This window comes from Zhengella mangrovi (genome assembly GCF_002727065.1).
In the GTDB taxonomy this organism is placed as follows: Bacteria; Pseudomonadota; Alphaproteobacteria; order Rhizobiales; family Rhizobiaceae; genus Zhengella; species Zhengella mangrovi.
This window is the reverse complement of sequence record NZ_PDVP01000007.1, coordinates 139,358-159,226: the sequence shown is the minus strand read 5'-3', so window position 1 is coordinate 159,226 and position 19,869 is coordinate 139,358. Positions and strand designations below refer to the sequence as shown.

22 protein-coding genes are annotated in these 19,869 nt (G+C 65.5%); 6 read left to right on the top strand and 16 right to left on the bottom strand.

What is annotated here, in order from left to right; translation table 11 throughout:
• Nucleotides 1–24: 24 nt before the first annotated feature.
• The 3 genes from mmsB to chvE all read right to left on the bottom strand — a co-directional run bounded on the left by mmsB (nucleotide 25) and on the right by chvE (nucleotide 3,972).
• A complete protein-coding gene (gene mmsB / locus CSC94_RS13385; protein WP_099306851.1) occupies nucleotides 25–1,275 on the bottom strand; it encodes a multiple monosaccharide ABC transporter permease in 1,251 nt (416 codons plus the stop codon).
• Nucleotides 1,276–1,290: 15 nt separating this feature from the next.
• Nucleotides 1,291–2,811: a multiple monosaccharide ABC transporter ATP-binding protein gene (gene mmsA, locus CSC94_RS13380; RefSeq protein WP_099306850.1), complete on the bottom strand. Its 1,521-nt coding sequence runs from the start codon at nucleotides 2,809–2,811 to the stop codon at nucleotides 1,291–1,293.
• 93 nt (nucleotides 2,812–2,904) lie between these two features.
• Entirely contained in the window at nucleotides 2,905–3,972 is a 1,068-nt protein-coding gene (gene chvE / locus CSC94_RS13375; RefSeq protein ID WP_099306849.1) for a multiple monosaccharide ABC transporter substrate-binding protein, read from the bottom strand.
• Nucleotides 3,973–4,136: 164 nt separating this feature from the next.
• Here chvE and CSC94_RS13370 point away from each other — a divergent pair, with 164 nt between their 5' ends.
• The 6 genes from CSC94_RS13370 to CSC94_RS13350 all read left to right on the top strand — a co-directional run bounded on the left by CSC94_RS13370 (nucleotide 4,137) and on the right by CSC94_RS13350 (nucleotide 10,159).
• Nucleotides 4,137–5,102, top strand: coding sequence for a LysR family transcriptional regulator (locus CSC94_RS13370; protein ID WP_099306848.1), 966 nt, complete (start codon nucleotides 4,137–4,139; stop codon nucleotides 5,100–5,102).
• Nucleotides 5,103–5,209: 107 nt separating this feature from the next.
• Nucleotides 5,210–5,647 (top strand): type II 3-dehydroquinate dehydratase, encoded by a 438-nt coding sequence (gene aroQ / locus CSC94_RS13365; protein ID WP_099306847.1) that lies wholly within the window; start codon nucleotides 5,210–5,212, stop codon nucleotides 5,645–5,647.
• Nucleotides 5,648–5,682: 35 nt separating this feature from the next.
• Entirely contained in the window at nucleotides 5,683–6,516 is an 834-nt protein-coding gene (locus CSC94_RS13360) for a shikimate dehydrogenase family protein (protein WP_099306911.1), read from the top strand.
• Between the two features lie 263 nt (nucleotides 6,517–6,779).
• Nucleotides 6,780–8,507 carry an AMP-binding protein gene (locus tag CSC94_RS13355; RefSeq protein WP_099306846.1) on the top strand — a complete coding sequence of 576 codons (1,728 nt, stop codon included), beginning with the start codon at nucleotides 6,780–6,782 and terminating at the stop codon, nucleotides 8,505–8,507.
• Between the two features lie 139 nt (nucleotides 8,508–8,646).
• The gene (locus CSC94_RS24645; protein WP_165784428.1) at nucleotides 8,647–8,793 is read left to right on the top strand and encodes a hypothetical protein; all 147 of its coding nucleotides are present in this window, start codon (nucleotides 8,647–8,649) and stop codon (nucleotides 8,791–8,793) included.
• 346 nt (nucleotides 8,794–9,139) lie between these two features.
• Nucleotides 9,140–10,159: a DUF1176 domain-containing protein gene (locus CSC94_RS13350; protein ID WP_165784427.1), complete on the top strand. Its 1,020-nt coding sequence runs from the start codon at nucleotides 9,140–9,142 to the stop codon at nucleotides 10,157–10,159.
• A gap of 48 nt (nucleotides 10,160–10,207) precedes the next feature.
• On the opposite strand, the gene CSC94_RS13345 is transcribed toward CSC94_RS13350, so the two are convergent.
• The 13 genes from CSC94_RS13345 to CSC94_RS13285 form a co-directional block, all read right to left on the bottom strand.
• Complete coding sequence (locus CSC94_RS13345; RefSeq protein ID WP_099306844.1) at nucleotides 10,208–10,627, bottom strand: DUF1330 domain-containing protein; 420 nt, start codon at nucleotides 10,625–10,627, stop codon at nucleotides 10,208–10,210.
• A 27-nt stretch (nucleotides 10,628–10,654) separates the two neighbouring features.
• Nucleotides 10,655–11,521, bottom strand: coding sequence for a phospholipase (locus tag CSC94_RS13340; RefSeq protein ID WP_099306843.1), 867 nt, complete (start codon nucleotides 11,519–11,521; stop codon nucleotides 10,655–10,657).
• Between the two features lie 51 nt (nucleotides 11,522–11,572).
• Nucleotides 11,573–12,079: a hypothetical protein gene (locus CSC94_RS13335; protein ID WP_133122898.1), complete on the bottom strand. Its 507-nt coding sequence runs from the start codon at nucleotides 12,077–12,079 to the stop codon at nucleotides 11,573–11,575.
• Between the two features lie 27 nt (nucleotides 12,080–12,106).
• Complete coding sequence (locus tag CSC94_RS13330) at nucleotides 12,107–12,664, bottom strand: hypothetical protein (RefSeq protein WP_099306841.1); 558 nt, start codon at nucleotides 12,662–12,664, stop codon at nucleotides 12,107–12,109.
• Between the two features lie 5 nt (nucleotides 12,665–12,669).
• Nucleotides 12,670–13,248, bottom strand: coding sequence for a hypothetical protein (locus CSC94_RS24880; protein ID WP_205853306.1), 579 nt, complete (start codon nucleotides 13,246–13,248; stop codon nucleotides 12,670–12,672).
• Nucleotides 13,218–13,613: a hypothetical protein gene (locus tag CSC94_RS13320; protein ID WP_099306840.1), complete on the bottom strand. Its 396-nt coding sequence runs from the start codon at nucleotides 13,611–13,613 to the stop codon at nucleotides 13,218–13,220. Before CSC94_RS13320 ends, CSC94_RS24880 begins: the two co-directional genes overlap by 31 nt.
• A gap of 42 nt (nucleotides 13,614–13,655) precedes the next feature.
• Nucleotides 13,656–14,123, bottom strand: a complete 468-nt coding sequence (locus tag CSC94_RS13315; protein ID WP_099306839.1) for a hypothetical protein — start codon at nucleotides 14,121–14,123, stop codon at nucleotides 13,656–13,658.
• Between the two features lie 335 nt (nucleotides 14,124–14,458).
• Nucleotides 14,459–16,066 (bottom strand): NTP transferase domain-containing protein, encoded by a 1,608-nt coding sequence (locus CSC94_RS13310; protein ID WP_099306838.1) that lies wholly within the window; start codon nucleotides 16,064–16,066, stop codon nucleotides 14,459–14,461.
• A complete protein-coding gene (locus tag CSC94_RS13305) occupies nucleotides 16,063–16,779 on the bottom strand; it encodes an XdhC family protein (protein WP_099306837.1) in 717 nt (238 codons plus the stop codon). Before CSC94_RS13305 ends, CSC94_RS13310 begins: the two co-directional genes overlap by 4 nt.
• 6 nt (nucleotides 16,780–16,785) lie before the next feature.
• On the bottom strand, nucleotides 16,786–17,124 hold the full coding sequence (locus CSC94_RS13300; RefSeq protein WP_099306836.1) for an XdhC family protein: 339 nt from the start codon (nucleotides 17,122–17,124) through the stop codon (nucleotides 16,786–16,788).
• A gap of 17 nt (nucleotides 17,125–17,141) precedes the next feature.
• Entirely contained in the window at nucleotides 17,142–18,404 is a 1,263-nt protein-coding gene (locus CSC94_RS13295) for a vWA domain-containing protein (protein WP_099306835.1), read from the bottom strand.
• Between the two features lie 4 nt (nucleotides 18,405–18,408).
• On the bottom strand, nucleotides 18,409–19,329 hold the full coding sequence (locus CSC94_RS13290; protein ID WP_099306834.1) for an AAA family ATPase: 921 nt from the start codon (nucleotides 19,327–19,329) through the stop codon (nucleotides 18,409–18,411).
• Nucleotides 19,330–19,362: 33 nt separating this feature from the next.
• A complete protein-coding gene (locus CSC94_RS13285; RefSeq protein WP_425356519.1) occupies nucleotides 19,363–19,854 on the bottom strand; it encodes a flavin reductase in 492 nt (163 codons plus the stop codon).
• Between the last annotated feature and the right edge of the window lie 15 nt (nucleotides 19,855–19,869).

Genomic DNA, 19,869 nt, shown 5'->3' with positions numbered 1-19,869 from the left:
GCGACAGCGCCGGGCCCGGACCCGTCAGCCTTCTTTCTGCTTGTTGTAGACGTCGAAGATGACCGCCGCGAGCAGCACGAGGCCCTTGATCATCTGCTGGTAGTCGATGCCGATGCCCATGATCGACATGCCGTTGTTCAGCACACCCATCAGGAAGGCGCCGACCACGGCCCCGATGATCGTGCCGACGCCGCCCGACATCGACGCGCCGCCGATGAAGACAGCGGCGATGACATCCAGTTCGAGCGCAAAGCCGGCCTTTGGCGTGGCGGTGTTCAGGCGTGCGGCGAAGACGAGACCGGCGATGGCCGCCAGAACGCCCATGTTCATGAAGGCCAGGAAGGTCAGCCGCTCCGTCTTGATGCCCGACAGCTTGGCCGCCTTCTCGTTGCCGCCCAGCGCATAGACCCGCCGGCCCGTCACCGTCTTTTCCGTGATGAAGGCATAGATGATCGTCAGTACGCCCATCGTGATCAGCACGTTCGGCAGGCCGCGGAACGTGGACAGCTTGAACATGATGAAAAGCAGGGCGATCATCACGATGGCATTGCGCGCGATGAAGAAGCTGCGCGGCTCGTCCTCGATGCCGTAGGCCTTGTTGCGCGCCCGCTGGCGCAGGCCGAGCCACAGGATCACCGCCACGATCACGGCGCCGGCGAACAGCGCCAGCACGTTGACGCGGTTGGCGCCGAAAACGCCGGCCAGCGCCGCGCCGATCCCGGCCGGGAAGATATCGGGCACGAAACCGTTGGCGATGACCTGGAATTCACGCGGGAACGGACCGACCGACTGGCCTTCGAGCAGCCACAGCGACAGGCCGCGGAACACCAGCATGCCGGCGAGCGTGACGATGAACGACGGGATTTTCCAGTAGGCCACCCAGTAGCCCTGCGCCGCGCCGATCGCCGCGCCCGCGATCAGGCAGGTAATGGTCGTCACCAGCACCGACTGGTCGTAGTTGACGATCATCACCGCCGCCAGCGCGCCGATGAACCCCATCACCGAGCCGACCGAGAGGTCGATGTTGCCCGAGACGATGACGATCAGCATGCCGAGCGCCATGATGACGATGTAGGAATTCTGCAGCAGAAGGTTCGTGATGTTGACCGGACGCAGCAGCGTCCCGTCGGTCACGATCTGGAAGAACGCCATGATGGCGATGAGCGCGAACAGCAGGCCGTAGGCGCGCATGTGCTTGAGCAGATACTCGCCGATGCCCAGGCTCTTCGCCTTCGCATCGCCGGTCTCGGCAGAGGAGCCGTGAACCGCTTCCATTGAACTTGCCTCCCGTTATTCCGTGACGATGAGCGACATGATGCGCTCCTGGCTGGCTTCGGCGGCATTCAGCTCGCCGACCAGCTCTCCCTCGCTCATGACGTAGATGCGATCGCACATGCCGAGCATTTCGGGCATTTCCGACGAGATCATCAGAACGCCCTTTCCCTCGGCCGACAACGCGTTGATGATGCTGTAGATCTCGAACTTGGCGCCGACGTCGATGCCGCGGGTCGGCTCGTCCAGGATCAGGACGTCCGGTTCGGCGAACAGCCACTTCGACAGCACGACCTTCTGCTGGTTGCCGCCGGAGAGGTTGACGACCCGCTGGAACACCGACGGCGTGCGGATGTTCATCGCGTCGCGGTATTTCTCCGCCACCCGTGTCTCGCTGGTCTCCGAGATGACGCCGCTCGACGACACCGCCGGCAGGTTGGTCAGCGTGATGTTGCGCTGGATGGTCTCGTCCAGCACCAGCCCGAGCGACTTTCGGTCCTCGGTGACATAGGCCAGCCCGGCATCGATGGCGCGGTCGACGCGCGACACGTCGGCCGGCTTGCCGCGGATCAGCACCTCGCCGGAGATCTTGCGCCCGTACGACCGGCCGAAGATGCTCATCGCCAGTTCGGTGCGCCCCGCGCCCATCAGCCCGGCAATGCCGACCACTTCGCCGGCCCTGACCGTCAGGCTTGCATTGTGGATCACCTGCCGGTCGGCATGTTCCGGGTGCCAGACGTTCCAGTCGCGCACCTCGAAGATCACGTCACCGGCCCGCCGCTCGCGTTCCGGGTAGCGGTGCGCCATGTCGCGGCCCACCATGTCCCGCACGATGCGGTCTTCCGTGATCGCTTCCGTTCGCGCGTCGAGCGTCGAGATCGTCGTGCCGTCGCGGATGACGGTCACCCGGTCGGCGACGCGCCGCACCTCGTTGAGCTTGTGGCTGATGATGATCGATGTCACGCCCTGCCGCTTCAGGTCCAGAAGAAGGTCGAGCAATGCCTGGCTGTCGCTTTCCGACAGCGCCGCCGTCGGCTCGTCGAGGATCAGCAGGCGTACGTCCTTCGACAGCGCCTTGGCGATTTCGACAAGCTGCTGCTTGCCCACGCCCAGCTTGTCGACCAGCGTGCCCGGCGCTTCCGACAGCCCGACCTTCTTCAGCAGGTCTTCGGTGCGCCGGAAGGTCTCGCGCCAGTCGATGATGCCGCCCGACGCCCGCTCGTTGCCGAGAAACAGGTTTTCCGCGATCGACAGCAGCGGAACCAGGGCCAGTTCCTGGTGGATGATGATGATGCCGACGTCCTCGCTGTCGCGAATGCCCGAGAAGGCCGCGACCGCGCCGTCGTAAACGATGTCGCCCTCGTAGCTGCCGGCCGGGTAGACCCCCGACAGCACTTTCATGAGGGTTGACTTGCCCGCCCCGTTCTCGCCGACGAGGGCGTGGATTTCGCCTTCCTCCACGGTCAGGTTCACCGTGTCCAGCGCCTTGACGCCGGGAAAGGTCTTGGTGATCGACCGCATTTCGAGCAGCGTCGCCATGGCTGGTCCCCAGATGTCTGCCGATGCCAGTGATGCTCGGCCCGCGCGGGAAACTTGCCCCGCGCGGGCCGGCCTGCCGTCAGGATGGCAGGATCACTTGATCTGGTCCATCGTGTAGTAGCCGGAGTCGATCAGGATCTTCTCCCAGTTCGACTTGTCGACCGCCACCGGCTCCAGCAGGTAGGACGGAACCACCTTGACGCCGTTGTCATAGGTCTTGGTGTCGTTGATTTCCGGCTCGCTGCCCTGCAGCAGGGCGTTCACCATGCCCACGGTCACGCGCGCCAGTTCGCGGGTGTCCTTGAAGATGGACGAATACTGCTCGCCCGCCAGGATCGACTTGACGGAGGGAACCTCGGCGTCCTGGCCGGTCACGATCGGCATCTTCATGTCGCCCGAGCCGTAGCCCACGCCCTTGAGCGAGGACAGGATGCCGATGGAAAGGCCGTCATAGGGCGACAGAACGCCGTTGACCTGCTTGTCGGTGTAGTTGGCCGACAGGAGGTTGTCCATGCGCGCCTGCGCCACCGCGCCGTCCCAGCGCAGCGTGCCGACCTTGTCCATGCCCATCTGGCCCGACGGGATTGCCACTTCGCCGGCGTCGATCATCGGCTGCAGCACGCTCATCGCGCCGTTGTAGAAGAAGTAGGCGTTGTTGTCGTCCGGCGACCCGCCGAACAGTTCCACGTTCCACGGCTTGGTGTCGGGGAAGCGTTCCTTCAGGCCCTGGACCAGCGAATTGGCCTGCAGCACGCCGACCTTGAAATTGTCGAACGTGGCGTAATAGTCGACATTGGCGCTGTCGCGGATCAGGCGGTCATAGGCAATGACCTTGATGCCGGAGGCAGCGGCGTTTTCCAGCGCGTTGGACAGCGTCGTGCCGTCGATCGCCGCGATCACCAGCACGTTCACGCCCTTGGTGATCATGTTCTCGATCTGCGCGAGCTGGTTGGGAATGTCGTCCTCGGCATATTGCAGGTCGGTCTGGTAACCCGCTTCCGTGAACTGCTTGACCATCGAATCGCCGTCGGAGATCCAGCGTGCCGACGACTTCGTCGGCATCGCGATGCCCACGGTACCCTTGTCCTGCGCCAGGGCCGGGGCGGCCAGAACGCTGGCGCCGACCACAAGCGACGCCATTGCGGAAATCAGTTTCCTCATCGAATTCCTCCCGAGAGAACGCTACACGCTGCCAGTCAACGGTTGGTCGGCAGCGCGGCCTGTTGACGGATCGTCACGATCCCGGAGGCAGGTTAAGGACCTCACGGCTTGCATTTCAATTGCACAGATTGACATTCTGCATACCAATAATGATAAGCACTTATATGCCGCAGCTCTCAAATCGCCTCCAGATCCGGGATTTCCGCCTCGTTCGCGCCATCGCTGAGACCGGCCAACTGGCCCTGGCAGCCGAGCAGTTGGGCATCACGCAGCCCGCCGCATCGCGGATGCTGGCCGCTATCGAGCGCACCATCGGCACGTCCGTCTTCCAGCGCCATCCGAAGGGCATGACGGTCACGCCGATGGGCGAGATCCTTGCCCGCAACGCCATCACGCTCCTCAACGGCATGGAGCAGACCGCCCGCGAGGTCGAGGCCGTCGGCGGCGGCCGCTCCGGCACCATCCGCGTCGGCTCGGTCACCGGCGGCGCCGTCGCCCACGTCGTTCCGGCCATCCAGCGGCTCAAGCGCGACGCCACCCGCGCCGACATCCACATCGACGTCGCGCCGAGCGATGTGCTGATCGACGGCCTGCTCGGCGGCGACTTCGACTTCGTCCTCTCGCGCATTCCCGCCGGCACCGATGCGCGCCAGTTCATCGTCCGCCGCGGGCGTGTCGAGGTGATCAATTTCCTCATCCGCACAGGCCACCCGCTCGACGGATGCCACCCGGTCACGCTGGAGGAACTCGAGGGCTACGAATGGGTGATCCAAGCGCCGCACACGCCGATGCGCCAGGCGGTGGAGGAAGCCTTTCTCGCCCGGTCCATCTCCTTGCCGCGCGAGATCGTCAATTCCACGTCCCTTCTGGTCATGATCGCCTACCTGGCCTCCACCGATGCCATAGCCCCTGTCTCGCGCGAAGTGGCGGACCTGCTCGGGGCCGGCCAGGCAACCAACGGCTTTGCCCGCCTGGAACCGGCCGAGCCGCTGATCGTCAATCCCTACCACCTGATCGCCCGCAAGAACCACGCGTTGAGCCCCTTGGCAGCCAAGCTCTGGGGCCTCATCCTGGCCGGCCTCTCCGGGGAGCCTGACACGCCCCTGATTCCGGCGTCGGAGGGGGCCTGAGCCCGCGGCCGCCAAACACCGGTTGGAAATCGGCCCGTTTGGAGCTATGCCGTTGACAACGCGGCCGCGGCCGCACGTTGCACTCCTGCCCCGGAAAGGCTCGTCCCTTGTCGAAACTGGTCTACATCCTCAACGGTCCGAACCTGAACCTGCTGGGCAAGCGCCAGCCCGAGATCTACGGTCACGAAACGCTCGCCGACGTCGAAACGCGCTGCCGCGCCGTGGCCGGTGAATTCGGCCTCGAGATCCGCCTGCTCCAGTCCAATGCCGAGCACCAGATCATCGACTGGATCCACGATGCGCGCGAGCAGGCCGGCGGCATCGTCATCAACCCGGCCGCCTTTACCCACACCTCCGTCGCCATTCTCGATGCGCTCAACACCTTCGAAGGGCCGGTGATCGAAGTCCACATCTCGCAGGTCCACAAGCGCGAGCCGTTCCGCCATCATTCCTATGTCTCGCACCGGTCCGATGCCGTCATGGCCGGCTTCGGCATCGAGGGCTACGAACTGGCCGTGCGCCGCATGGGCACGCTGCTCGGCTGACGCTGGCAGGAACCTGACAGGAGACGACCCGCGTGATCATTTCCGGCCATACCCGCTTCCTCGCCCATCTCGGCGTGCCGACGGAAAGCTTCAAGGCGCCGATGATCTACAATCCTTGGTTCGAGAAACACGGCATCGATGCCGTGGTCGTGCCCATGGGCTGCGAGGCCGAGGATTTCGCCGCCACCCTGCCGCTGCTCTTCCGCATGCGCAACATTGCCGGCGCGCTCATCACCATGCCGCACAAGGTGGCCGTGGTGGACCTGCTCGACGAGGCCAGCACCACGGTCCGGGTCTGCGGATCGTGCAATGCCGTCCGTCGTGATGCAGGCGGCCGCCTCGTCGGCGACATGTTCGATGGCGAGGGTTTCGTACGCGGCGTGCTGTCCAAGGGCCGGACAATCGAGGGGTCCTCCGCCCTCGTGGTCGGATCCGGCGGCGTCGGCTCCGCCATTGCCGCCTCGCTGGCCAGGGCCGGCGCGGCCCGCCTGTCGCTCTTCGACACGCGCGCCGAAAGCGCCGAAAGGCTGGCCGCCAGCCTCAAGGCCCACTACCCCGCGCTCGCCGTTACCGCCGGCAGCGACGACCCCGCCGGCCACGACATCGTCGTCAATGCCACGCCGCTGGGCATGAACCCCGGCGACCCGCTGCCCATGGACATGGAGCGCATTGCGCCATCCGCCTTTGTCGGCGAAGTCGTCATGAAGCAGGAGGAGACGCCTTTCCTGTCGGCCGCCCGCGCCCGAGGGTGCATGACGCAGGTCGGCACCGACATGCTGTTCGAGCAGATCCCGGCCTACCTGGAATTCTTCGGCTTTCCACCGGCGACGGCCGGGGAACTGCGGGCCGTCGCGACCATCCGGTACTAGGGCAGTTCCAGCGAAAGTGGCCGCCGGTTTCGCGTCCGGAACTGCCCGAAAAAACCGGTTCCAGCGAAAGTGGCCGCCGGTTTCGCGTCCGGAACGGCCTAAAAACGAAACGTGTCGCTGGAGCAGACCACCCGGCTGCGGAAGCGCGCCGAACGGTCAGGATCGACCCCCCGTCGGTTCGCCTTGGTCTTTTCGCCACTGGACACGAACGCCTTCGCGTCCCACCATCCCGCCAACCATAAAATCGTGACGGGAGGCTCACCATGACCGAGAACGCCAACGAGGCAAACGAGACCGCACGTCCCTTCGGCGCCCCGGTCGGCGGCCTGTCGCACGTGGTGGGTCCCACCGACGACCCGCTGTGGGAAAAGACGATCCCGCAGGTGCTTGCCGGGACCGCGGCCCGTTTCCCGGATCGGGAGGCCGCCGTCTTCCGCGCCCAGGGCATCCGCCGGACATGGTCGGAATTCGCCGCCGAGGTCGACCGGCTTGCCGCCGCCTTCCTCTCGCTGGGCCTTGAGAAGGGCGACCGCGTCGGCATCTGGTCGCCCAACAGGCATGAATGGGTGCTGACCCAGTTTGCCACGGCACGGATCGGCATCATCCTCGTCAACATCAATCCCGCCTATCGCCTGTCCGAACTGGACTATGCGCTCAACAAGGTCGGCTGCAAGGCGCTCGTCACGGCGGCCAGCTTCAAGACTTCCGACTACATCGGCATGATCCGCACGCTGGCCCCGGAACTGGCGGCCTGCGAACCGGGCCGGCTTGTCTCGAAGAACCTGCCCCATCTGAAATGGGTGGTCGGGATGAGCGCGGATGCCGGGTCGGGCATCCTCTCCTTTGACGAGCTCATGGCGATGGGCACGGAAGAAGGCATCGCCCGCCTCGACGCCATCACCGGGACCCTGGCGCCCAACGACGCCATCAACATCCAGTTCACCTCGGGAACCACGGGCGCGCCGAAGGGCGCAACGCTGACGCACCGGAACATCGTCAACAATGCCCGCTTCGTCACGGGCCGCATCAATTTCACCGAAAGCGACCGCCTGTGCATCCCGGTGCCGCTCTACCACTGTTTCGGCATGGTCATGGGCGTGCTTGGCTGCGTCGCCTACGGGTCCGCCATGATCTTTCCCGGCGAGGGCTTCGAGGCCGAACCCGCGCTCGAGGCGCTGGAAGAGGAAAAGTGCACAGCCTGCTATGGCGTGCCCACCATGTTCATCGCCATGCTCGAGGCACTGAAGGCGCAACCGCGCGACCTGTCCTCGATGCGCACCGGCGTGATGGCCGGCGCCCCCTGCCCCGAACAGGTCATGAAGCGGGTCAACGCCGACATGAACATGCCCGAGGTCACGATCTGCTATGGCATGACCGAGACCTCGCCCGTCTCCTTCCAGAGCTTCGTCGACGATCCCACCGACAAGCGTTGCGCGACGGTCGGCCGCATCCACCCCCACCTGGAGGTCCGTATCGTCGACGAGACCGGGCGCACCGTGCCGGTCGGCGAACAGGGCGAACTGTGCACCAAGGGCTATTCGGTGATGCTGGGCTACTGGGACGAGGAGGAAAGGACCGCCGATGCCATCCGCGACGGCTGGATGCACACCGGTGACCTCGCCCGCATCGACGCGGAAGGCTTCTGCTCGATCACCGGCCGCGTGAAGGACATGATCATTCGCGGCGGCGAGAACGTCTACCCGCGCGAGATCGAGGAATTCCTGTTCCGCCACCCGAAGGTCTCCGCGGTACAGGTCTTCGGCGTCCCGGACGAGAAATACGGCGAAATCGTCTGTGCCTGGATCATTCCCGCGCCGGGCGAGGACGTGGACCCGGAGGAAATCCGCGAGTTCTGCCGCGGCCAGATCGCGCACTACAAGGTGCCCGCCCATGTCCGCATCGTCGCCGAACTGCCGATGACGATCACCGGCAAGCCGCAGAAATTCATCATGCGCGACCAGATGGTCGACATGCTGGCCCAGGGCGCCTGAACCGGCCGGCGCCTGCCAGGGGTTAAAAACCCGTTTGCACAGTCATGCATCATGTGCATGCCTCATGTGCATTTTCCCATCTTGTTGCGGCGCAGCAAATTGCCTATTTGCGCGCCATCAACGAGAAGGATGAACTCCCATGTTCATGAAGCGAATTTCGACACTCTTCACCAGCACGATGGCCCGCCGGCCGGCGCACGAGGACTGGCTTGCCCGCTCCGGAACCCTCGCCGAACTGGAACGCCGCCAGCGTGAAATCCTGCGCGCCCGCTTCTCCGGCTGGTAAGCGCGCAGACCATGCGGACCAAGCCATGCGAAAATGCATGGCTGCAATGCACAATTAGATATTGTTGCAATGCACAACAAAACGCATATTGAGGACAACGAAGCGACGGCGAAACACCAGCGCTTCAAGATCTCCTCCGGTCAACCCTCCTCCCATGACCGGTGAGACCAGACGGCCCATCCTCCTCCCAGGGTCGTGTGCGAAAAGCGGCGTCAGCGAACCTCCTCCCTCGCTGGCGCCGTTTTCGTTTTCCGGTTCCCTTCCTGAAAACTTTACCGCCTTCCCCTTGCCAATCGCGGACCGGGGGCTGACACTTCGTGCCAATCCATGCCGGAGGAGCCCCCCGATGTTCCGTCTCAGCCTGCCACTTGCCGCGGCCGCCGTGATCATGGCGTTCAGTTCCGCCCGTGCCGACTATGTCGATGACCGCTCGACACCGGAAAGGCTCGTCGAAAGTCTCTACAACGCGATTTCCAACAAGGAATTTGCCCGCGCGTGGTCCTACTTCGATCCGAAGCCATCGGATGATTTCGACACCTATGTCGCCGGCTTCGACACCACCGCCAGCGTCGACGTGCTGACAGGGACCGCCGAAGCGGACGGTGCGGCGGGGACCACCTACTGGCATGTGCCGGTCGCCATCCAGGCGACGGACAACAATGGCAACCAGACCGTCTTTTCAGGCTGTTACGTGGCGCGCCTCGCCAATCCCCAGGTCCAGGGCGAGCCCTATCGCCCGATGACGTTCCAGGGGGCCACCCTGGCGGTTTCCGACATGGCCTTCGAGCAGGCCCTGCCCCAGGGATGCGGCGTCGGCGAACCGGCCTCGCCGGACGACCGGCGGCTGGCGTCGGTAAAGGCAATGTTCAAGGCCGAGTGGTCCGGCGATTGCGACATGCAGGTCTCGGCCGATGGCCCGAAGGCCTGGCCGATCGATTTCAACTATTCCAGCGACGCTGCCGACGCACCGAAGCGCCGTGCCTGGCTCTACGGTTTCACCTGCCGCTATGCCGCCTACAATATCGTCGACGTCTACTACCTTTGGGAGGAGGTCGAGGGGCTCCACCTCCTCACCTTCGCCGAGCCGGAACTCGACATCCGCTATGTCGACAATGATTCCGCAAGGCTCGATTCCATGGAGACCATCGGCTTCAAGACCTCGACCCAGCTCATCAACTCGCAATACGATCCCGACACGCTGTCGATCACGTCCTTTGCAAAGTGGCGCGGCGTGGGCGATTCGTGGTCGGCCGGAAAGTGGATCTTCCGTGGCGGCACCTTCACGCTCGTGCACTACGAGGTCGACCCGACCATGGACGAAAAGGAGGACGGAACCGTCGTCTTCGACAAGGATTCCGCCCCCTGATTCAATGTCTTGGACAACCCGCACAACAAGTTGAAAAGAGGCGGAAATTCATTCTCCGAAACCGGCACCGGAGGCTTTCGGCTGCAGCCGGATCAACCGTGAATCGAGCACCGCGGCCTGCCGGTGGACGACGGCTTTCTGGTAGTCGGGATTCTTGATCATCTCGACGAAGGCCGCCACCGACGGGTACTCGGCAATGAAGCAGCGGTCCCAGCGCTCCTCCGCCGGACCGATCAGCATCAGTTCAAAGGCACCACTCCAGGCGATCTTGCCGCCGAGGCCGCGGAAGATCGGCCCGCTTTCCCGCCCGTAGGCGGCATAGGCCTCCGCCCCGGTGGCTTCGCGCCCGTCCGGATAGACCGCCTTTTCGCGCAGCCGCACCAGGTTCAGCATGTGAACGGGTCCGGCGCGGTCCATGCGGCGGAATTCGCCGAAGGTCTCGCGCGTCGGGTCGACATGGCCGGTCATGATCATCCTCCTTCGGGCATCCCGCCCTTATCGTTGCAGCATCCAGTTGAGTGTTTCGCGCCAGTCGGTCATGCGGATCGGTGTGCCGTGGGTTCCGGTCTCGAAACGCACGAAACGGGCCGGGTAATCCGGCGCTGCCTTGAGAATCGACCGGAAGAAGGCCTCCTGCCGCTCCACGGGGAAGACCGGATCGCGGCTGCCCTGCCCGAAATAAAGCGGCACGCGTGCCGTGAAACCCGGGCCGGTCAGGTAGCTTTCGTCCCACATCGATCCCATCAGCAGCATGCCACCCAAATGACGAACGACCTCCTTGTCGCCCGCCAGCCGCCAGCACAGTTGCCCGCCCATCGAGCCGCAAGCGAGAAACAGCCGCGCACCGGGCGAAACCGACAGGTAATGCTGCGCCAGCGCCGTAATCTCCGCCGCTCCACGTGCCCCGAAATCGGAAAAGTCGGGAGACAGGTAAAGCCCGCCGGCCGCGGCGACGAGGTTCTGCGCACGGTTGAAATTGCCGCCGAACGTGTAGTCCGAGACGCCCTGCTTGCGGTTGCCGCCCTGCCCGTGCAGGTAGATGACGATGAGGCTCGCTCCGTCGCGCTTTCCGGTGGCGATATGGCGGACCCGGAACCCGCCCGTATCGAGAACCAGGTCGGCCCGCTGCCGCGCGATCCCGAGCGAGACGTAGTCGTCCCGGACACGCCGTTCGGGGACGGCGTCGCGGCCGTTGATGTCGCGCATCTCGCGATAGTCGACGATCCGGTATACGGGCGGGTCGCTGCCATCCAGCAGCGCCGGATAGGCGAACAGCCGGTCCTTGTAGGGGGCCAGGTCGAGGGCCTGCGCCGGCAGCGCAAGGCAGAGGGTGGCGATCAGGGAGAAAACGAAGCGAACCATGGGCGGCCATATTGAACCGATGCGGCGACCGGCTGCAAGGACGCCCCGCCGTTATTCGCAGCGCACGATCGTCAAGGCCGTGTAGTCGCCCGCGGCAAACCCCGCCGGGCGCGTGATCTCCAGGTCGATGTTCAGGTCGGTGACCGAATAGCCGCGCGGCAGGCGCACGCCGCTACCTCCGTCACGCTCGTTGAACGTCAGTCCGCGGAAGACCGAACTGCCGGAGAACGTGGCGGCAAAGGACGACCCCGTGCTCATCCCGCCGGGCTCGTTGAGAAAGAACGGCACCTCGTCGACCGTGACCAGGTAGTTGGTCAGCGCGCTGACACGCGCCTTGCCCGGCTTGCCGCCGGCTTCCTTCGAGCTCAGCACCTGGTTGGAACTGTCCGGCGCGATGGCACCCGGGTCCTGCAACTGGATGGCGCAGTAATTGAGCCGCGTGATGTTGACGCCGAACTGCACGTCGCCCGTGCCGGCCATGGCCGGGCCTGCAAAGACAGCCGCCAGCCCGATGCTCAGAGCCCCGGCGCGCCAGCCGGCCAATGCCCGTTTGCTCATCCCTCGCCCCCTTGCGTCGAGGTTCGCTCATTCGCAGCGCAGGACCGCCTCCGCACGGTAGTCCCCTGATACGAATGTCGAACCGTTGATCGTGGCGCTCAGGTCGAGCGTCACGCTGGTCGTTCCGCGCTTGATCCGGACTGCGTCTCCGGCCGGAACGTTCATGAAATCCGTGGCCCCGTTTCCCGACGACTGGCCGCTGAAGGCAATGGCGCCGTTGTTGCCAGCGGGCATGCTCGAGAAGACCGCCGGTGCCTCGTAGGTCATCGTGTAGGAACTGTTGGTCGCGGTCACCGTCGCGGTGCCGGGACGCCCGCCGATGAGCGTCGAGCTCAACTGGTCGCGGCCGATGCTCGCCGCCATCGCGCCCGGCGCACCGACCATGATCGTGCAGCTCTGGTGGCGGTCCGGCAGGCCGAACGGGAAGTCGCTGTCCGACAGCGGGACGGGTCCCGCCTGGACGATATCGTCCCTGGCAAGATCGCCCGCCATGGCTGCGCCGGCCATGGTCGCAGCCGCCAGCATGCCGGTAAGCCCTGCCCGCACACCCGGCCCGCGACAGCGCATGCTTGCCAGCCAGTCCATCCGGGTCAGTCCTTGCCTTCCGTCGTCCAGCCTTCGTCGGCCCACGACGATCCGCCGGACTGCGATGGCCGCGCACGTTTGCTTCGGCCTGTCCTGGACGTCGAAGCCGTCTTCACCGACGTGTCGGGTTCGTCCGCGCCGGCCATGGTGGCAGGCGACATTTCCGCCGGCTGGCCCTGGTTGCCCAGGCCCATCTGCATCAGCCGCAGTTCCATCTTCAGCCGTTCGACTTCCAGCGCATAGAGTTCCGAACAGTCGAGGCGCTTCGGCTGGTGGCCGAGCGGGATCACGATGCGTCCGTAGGCCGATGCCGTGGACGTGCCGGTGGTGCTCGACGAGCCGGGCGTTCCGATCACGCCGACATCGAGATAGGCGCCGCTGCCCGAAACCGCCGAGCGGCAGGTCGTGCCATCGGCCGCGCGGACCTCGTCGGCGCCCTGCGGCAACTGGACCCCGGGGAGGTTGAAGCCCTGGATATTCTGCGAAATGTAGTTGACGTCATTGGCCGCCGCAGGCTGCCCGCAAAGAACGGACAGCCCGGTGGCAGCAACCGTCAGAGCCGCTTGCCAAGAAATTTTCCGCATACCTGTGCCTTGATTCTGGTCGTCTGCCCTGGAAACGGAACGGATTCGGTGCAAATCCGGACCTTGCGACGCTGTTCGCCGTCGAAGGGCACCATGACGGTGACCGGTCGGGCAAAGCGCGAACCGAGGGTAAAGACGGAAGGCGAAGCAACAGCATCCCTGATCTCGTTGAAGTGCTGGTCATAGACCTTCACCTCGATTCTGATCCGGTGCTGATATGGATTGGCCGGATACACGCGCACGGCAAAGCTGTCGGTGAAGCTCTGCACTTCCGCGCGCATCGGCGACATGGACTGCGCCATTGCCCCGCACGGCAAGAGCACCAGCGCGAAGACGCCAGTCGCGAATTTGAATACACTTTTCATGATGACCCCAAACGTGTCCTGACGTCTTCGCTGACTGCCGGCTTATTCGCAGCGCAACACGACGGTCGCGGCATAGGTGCCGGACTCGTAGGTGCCGCTCGGAAGCGTGGCGGTCAGGTCGACGCTGACATCCGTGGTGCCATGGGCGAGCGTCGTGCCGGTACCGCCGGCGACGTTGCTCGCGGTATTGGCGCCCGAGAGGTCGTATTCGGCGGCGAAGGTCGCGGCCGCTGCGGAGGTCGGAGCGGAGGTCCAGGAGGACGGGGCTTCGGCGGTCACGGCATAGGCGTTGCCGGTCGTCAGGATCTGCGCCGTACCCGCGACCCCGCCCGATTCCTTCGAGCTCAGCGCGGTATATCCGGCGTTCGGCATGATCGTACCGGGATTGCCGACCGTGATCATGCACGTGTCGGTGACAGAGCCGTTGAACGGGATGTTGCCCGTGGCGGCAAAAGCGTGGGCCGGAACCAGCGCGGCAACGGCAACGATCGTTTTGCGAGCATTCTTCATTGTATCAACTCCTTTGACAGCCTTGTTTTTCCCGGTTGATCCGGGTTTTTCCGGCAGTGGAGCTGGCACAATGTGCCCATGGTCGGTGTCGCCACCGAGCCTGTACAATTCACCAAATTCCCTGCCGTGGATGAACATATTCGGATGCAATTAAGGACGGCTTAGAAATTGTGGTGAACGGAACCTTAACGTGGCCTCCCCAATTTTATGGTTCATGGATTGCTAATGCAGTCATTCCCAAGGCGTATAACCTTTGGAATTCAGACAGTTGACATGTCAGCCGTCATCCCTGGCAGGCAATCCGACCTGGAATGCAATGGAAGTCCGGCAGAAGGTCAGGCGGTTTCGATCGTGCCGCCGGCTGCCGCAAGTGCGTCCGGTGTGTCGACGTCCGTCAGCGCCGCATCGCCAAGGTCCACGTCCAGCACGGGCAGACCCGACGCCTCGATGAGATGGCGCGCACCGGTATCGCCGGAAAGCAGCGGAACGCGCCGGATGACCGACGCCGGCAGGATGACCGGGTTGCCGCGCCGGCCGCCGTGGCTGGCACGTACCACCTGCGACCCGTCATGCGTTGCGGCCAGCGTGCGGATCTCCCCTGGCCCGATGCCTGGCATGTCGCCGAGCAGGATCATCGCGCTCGCCACGTCTTCCGTCAGTTCCTCCAGGCCGGCCTTCAGCGATGACGCGAGGCCGGTGGCGAAATCCGCGTTGTGAACGAGGCGCACGTCCAGCCCCGCCAGCGCCGCCGCGATCCGGTCCGCCTGGTGCCCGGTCACGACGGTCACCCGGCGCAGCACGCCCGCGTCCAGCGCGGCGCGCACCGTGCGGCGGATAAGCGGTTCGCCGTCGAACAGCGCCAGCAGCTTGTTGGCCGGGCCCATGCGGCTCGACTGTCCCGCGGCCAGCACCAGCCCGTCGATGGCGGGCCGGGCCGCCGGCGCTTTCTTCTCGCGCGGTTGCGGCCGTGTCGGAATTTCCATCAGCAGGCCGCCCACGCCCATGCCGGCGATCACGTCATGGGTCACCGGCAGGCCGGCCATCAGCCGGTCGAGCACCCAGTCGAAGCCGTTCTCCTTCGGGCTGCGGGCGCAGCCCGGCGCTCCGATCACCGGCGTTCCCCGGACATCGCCGATCACCAGAAGGTTGCCGGGATCGACCGGCATGCCCGCGCGCTCCACGCGGCCGCCGGCGGCGCGGATGGCGGCCGGGATGACGTCGTCGAAATCGGCCATCGCGGAGGCGCCGAAGACGATGATGAGATCGTGATCCGCCTTCAGGTCCGCAAGAGCCGCCGCCACGGCCTGCGCATCGTGCCGCGTGCGCAACTCCCGCCCCTGCCGCGATCCGGACCGCGCCAGCCGCCCCGCGGTCAGGCTGGCCGTCTTGTCGAGGACGGATGCCTTGACCGTCGGCAGTTCCGTCTGCACCAGCCCCGCGACACGCGGCCGGTAGGCATGGACGGCGAACATCTCCCCGCGCGCCGCCACCGCTTCGGCCTCGGCGAGGTGAGTGCGCGCCACCGCGAAGGGAATCATCTTCACCGTCGCCACCATCTGCCCGGCCTTCACCGGCGAAACGTCGGCAACCGTCGCCAGCGTGATGGCCGGGTCGATCCGGTTCAGCGCGTCGACCAGCGTCCGCGAAACGGTGAAGAGACCGTCATGGTCGGCATGAATGTTGACGCGCCCCGTCGCCGGGCTCCTGGCGGTGCAGCCACGCATGCCAAGCGCGGCGGCCAGCCGGCCGGCTGCCTCGTCCTCGCCGATGTCGTCGGGTGACAGCACGGCGGCGATGACCTCGGCAACCCCGGCATCCAGAAGCAGGTCGCGGACCTCCGCATCGATCACCGTCCCTTTGCGCAGCCGCCGCGGGCCGGCCTGGACGCCGTGAGCGAGGACGGCGCCGTCTGCCTGAGCGACCGGGACCGGCCCGAATTTCACGCTGCCTCCCCCTTGGGAGCGCGCTGCCCGGCAAGACCGCGCGTGCGCAGCGCACGGATGATCTGGGCCAGCACCGCGACCGCGATCTCGGCAGGGCTCGCAGCCCCGATATCAAGCCCGATCGGCGCCGCGATCCGGCCGAGCTGCTCGGCGCTGAAACCGGCTTCGGTCAGGCGCTCGACCCGCCGGGCATGGGTCTTCCGGCTGCCCAGCGCCCCGATGTAGAAGCAGTCCGCCTTCAACGCGGCTTCCAGCGCCGGATCGTCGATCTTGGGATCGTGGGTCACCGCCGCCACTGCCGTCCAGGCGTCGAAGGGCCGTTCGGGCAGCACGTTCTGCGGCCAGTCGGCATGCAGCGTCACGCCTTCGAACCGCTCCGGGCTCGCAAAGGCGGTGCGCGGGTCGATGATCTCGATGTCGAACCCGGCGATCTTCGCCATCGGCGCCAGCGCCTGCGAGATGTGAACCGCGCCGATGACGACGATCCGCGCCGGCGGCAGGTGCACGTTGATGAAAAACTCCGAGCCGTCCGCCGTCACCATGCCCGACTTGCCGGAGCGGAAAGCCCTGGCCAGGGCCTCGCCCAGTTCCCCGCCGACCGGGTCGCCCTCGTGCACGATCCGGTCGCGGCCATCGGCAATGGACGTCACCAGCGCCACGGCCTGGCGGTTGCGCCGCGCGGCATTCAGCTTTTTCAGGTTCAGCGGATCCATGATGCGTCAGCCCAGCCGTTCCACGTAGACCCGGATACGCCCGCCGCACGACAGGCCGACGCGCCAGGCGGTTTCGTCGGCGACGCCGAATTCCAGCATTTTCGGCTCGCCGTTGTCGAGGATGTCCATCGCCTCGGCGACCACGGCCCCTTCCACGCAGCCGCCGGACACCGAGCCTTCGAAATCCGCATCCTCGTTGATGACGAGATGGCTGCCGACCGGGCGTGGCGCCGACCCCCAGGTCTCCATCACCGTCGCGATGGCGACGGCCTTGCCGTCCTTCATCCAGTTTTCCGCGATGACCAGCGGATCGCGGGCTTCGTCCAGTACCGTCGTTTCGCTCATGACAGGTCCTCCTGACCCTATTCGGCCGCCACGCGCTCCACGGCCTGGAGCCAACGCCGCGGATCGGCCTCGCGGGACCCCGGCGCGCCGAGACTGGTGACCAGGTCCGCCATGGCTTCAAGGTTGTGCACGGCGCGGAATTCGTCAACATGCGGCAGCATGGCCTTCACGCCGCGTGCCTTGGCTTCGAACCCGTCGAAGCGCAGCAGCGGATTGAGCCAGACAAGGCGCCGGCACGACTTGTGCAGCCGCTCCATTTCCTTCTCCAGGCTGCCGATCTCGTCACGCTCCAGTCCGTCGGTGATGAGCAGCACGACGGCGCCCTGCCCCAGCACGCGCCGCGACCACAGCCGGTTGAACGTGTGAAGCGCCTCGCCGATGCGTGTGCCCCCGGACCAGTCCTTGACCAGGTCGGAACACTCCGCCAACGCCTCGTCGGGATCGCGGAACCGCATCGAGCGCGTCAGGTTCGTCAGCCGCGTGCCGAAGACGAAGGTATGCACCTTTCGCCGCTTGGCCGTCAGGGCATGCATGAAATGCAGGAAGATGCGGGTGTACTGGCTCATCGAGCCTGAAATGTCGGCCAGAACCACCAGCGGCGGATGCACCTCGCGCTGAGACCGGAATTTCGGCAGGATGAAATCGCCGCCGGTGCGCATGGCCGCCCGCATCGTCGCGCGCTGATCGTGCCGCCGCCCGCGCGGATCGGGCCGGAAGCGGCGCGTCCGGACCTCGTCGAACGGCATTTCCAAGGTCAGCAGCGCCTTGCGCGCTTCGTCCAGTTCCTTCGCCGTCATCTGGGCGAAGTCCTTCTGGCGCAGCACCTCGTTGCCCGAGAAGGTGAACCGCGCATCGACCTCGATCTCCGGCTGCTCCTGCAGCGGCCTGTCCTTCTCGCGCCCCTCGAACATCGCCTGGGACACCCGGCTCTCGGCCGCGCGCGGCTTTTCCGGCTCGCGGTTGGGCGCGGCCTGGGGCGAGAACATGGCGATCATCTTCTCGATCAGCTCGCGCGATCGCCAGTAGAGCCGGAACGCCTCGTCGAAGACCGGCCGGTCCTCGCGCCGCTTCACCAGCACCGAGTGCAGGATCCAGTAGAAATCCTCGCGCGAGCCAATGCCCGCGGCCTCGACGGCGGCAATGGCCTCCACGACCGAGGCCGGACCGACACGCATCCCCGCCTTGCGCAGCGTCCGCGCGAAATAGACGATGTTGTCGGCGATCTTGCCGTCCGGCTTGGCCGCGTTCGGCAGCCGTTTCTCCGCGGGGGCGTCGTTCATCCCATCACTCCGCGCCGGAGAGTTCCTGCTTGACTTCCTTGAGGATGCGATGGCCCTCGCCCTGCTGGATCCGCGCGATATCGTCCTGGTACTTGAGCAGCACGCCGATGGTGTCCGACACGGTCTCCGGATCGAGCGCCACCTTGTCCAGTTCGGTCAGTGCCGAGGCCCAGTCGATGGTCTCTGCCACCCCGGGCACCTTGAACAGGTCCATCTCGCGCAGCTTCTGGATGAAGGCGACCACCTCGGCCGAAAGCCGCTGGTTGGCGCCCGGCGCCTTGCGCTGGACGATCTCCAGTTCGCGCTCGGCGGTCGGATAATCCACCCAGTGGTAGAGGCAGCGCCGCTTCAGCGCGTCGTGGATCTCCCGCGTCCGGTTGGTCGTGATGATCACGATCGGCGGCTCGGCCGCCTTGATCGTCCCCAGTTCCGGCACCGTGACCTGGTAGTCCGACAGGATTTCCAGCAGGAAGGCCTCGAACGCCTCGTCGGTCCGGTCCAGTTCGTCGATCAGGAACACCGGGGCACCGTTGATTCCCTGTTCGAGCGCCTGCAGCACGGGCCGGCGGATCAGGTGCTTCTCGGAAAAGACGTTCTTTTCCATCTCGTCGCGATCGGTCTCGCCGGAGGCTTCCTCCATGCGGATCTCGATCATCTGCGCGGCATAGTTCCACTCGTAGACCGCCGAGGAAACGTCGAGCCCCTCGTAGCATTGCAGGCGGATGAGATCGCGCCCGAGCGCCTGCGCCAGCACCTTGGCGATTTCCGTCTTGCCGACACCGGCCTCGCCTTCCAGGAACAGCGGACGCTTCATCCTGAGGGCAAGGAAGAGCACGGTCGCCAGCGAGCGGTCGGCAACGTAGTTCTGGTCCTGAAGCAGCGCGAGCGCTTCATCGATGGTTTGAGGCAGCGTGGGCGCCTTCATGACCCTCCTCCCGGGGGTTCGGCCGACGGTTCTTCAGGACCGGTACGACCTGTTGAAATAGATAAGCGGGTCGAGACTATCGCCCGTCGCGAGGCCTGTCACCTTGCCAAAAAGGACACGATGGGTGGCGAAATCGCGGGCGTCCTCGACGACGCAGTCGAACACCGCCATGGCGCCTTTCAGGACGGGAGAACCCGTTGAAAGGGTTGTCCATTCGCCAAGCGCGAAACGCTCGTCCTGGTCCATGCGGCCGAGCCCGGCAAAAGCCTGCGACAGCGCCTGGTGCGGCGCGGCCAGCGTGTTCAGCGCGAAGACGCCGTTGTCGAAGATGGTCTGGTTGTTCGGGTTGTGGCGGTTCAGGCAGACCAGCACCATCGGCGGATCGTCGGACACCGAACAGGCGGCGATCACCGTCGTGCCGCGCCGCCCTGCCGCGCCGTCGCTGGTGATGAGATGAACATGGCCGGCAAAGCGTGCCATCGCGTCGCGATAGGCCTGGCCGTCGACTGGAACTGGATGCAACAAGGAGAAACCGCCCGC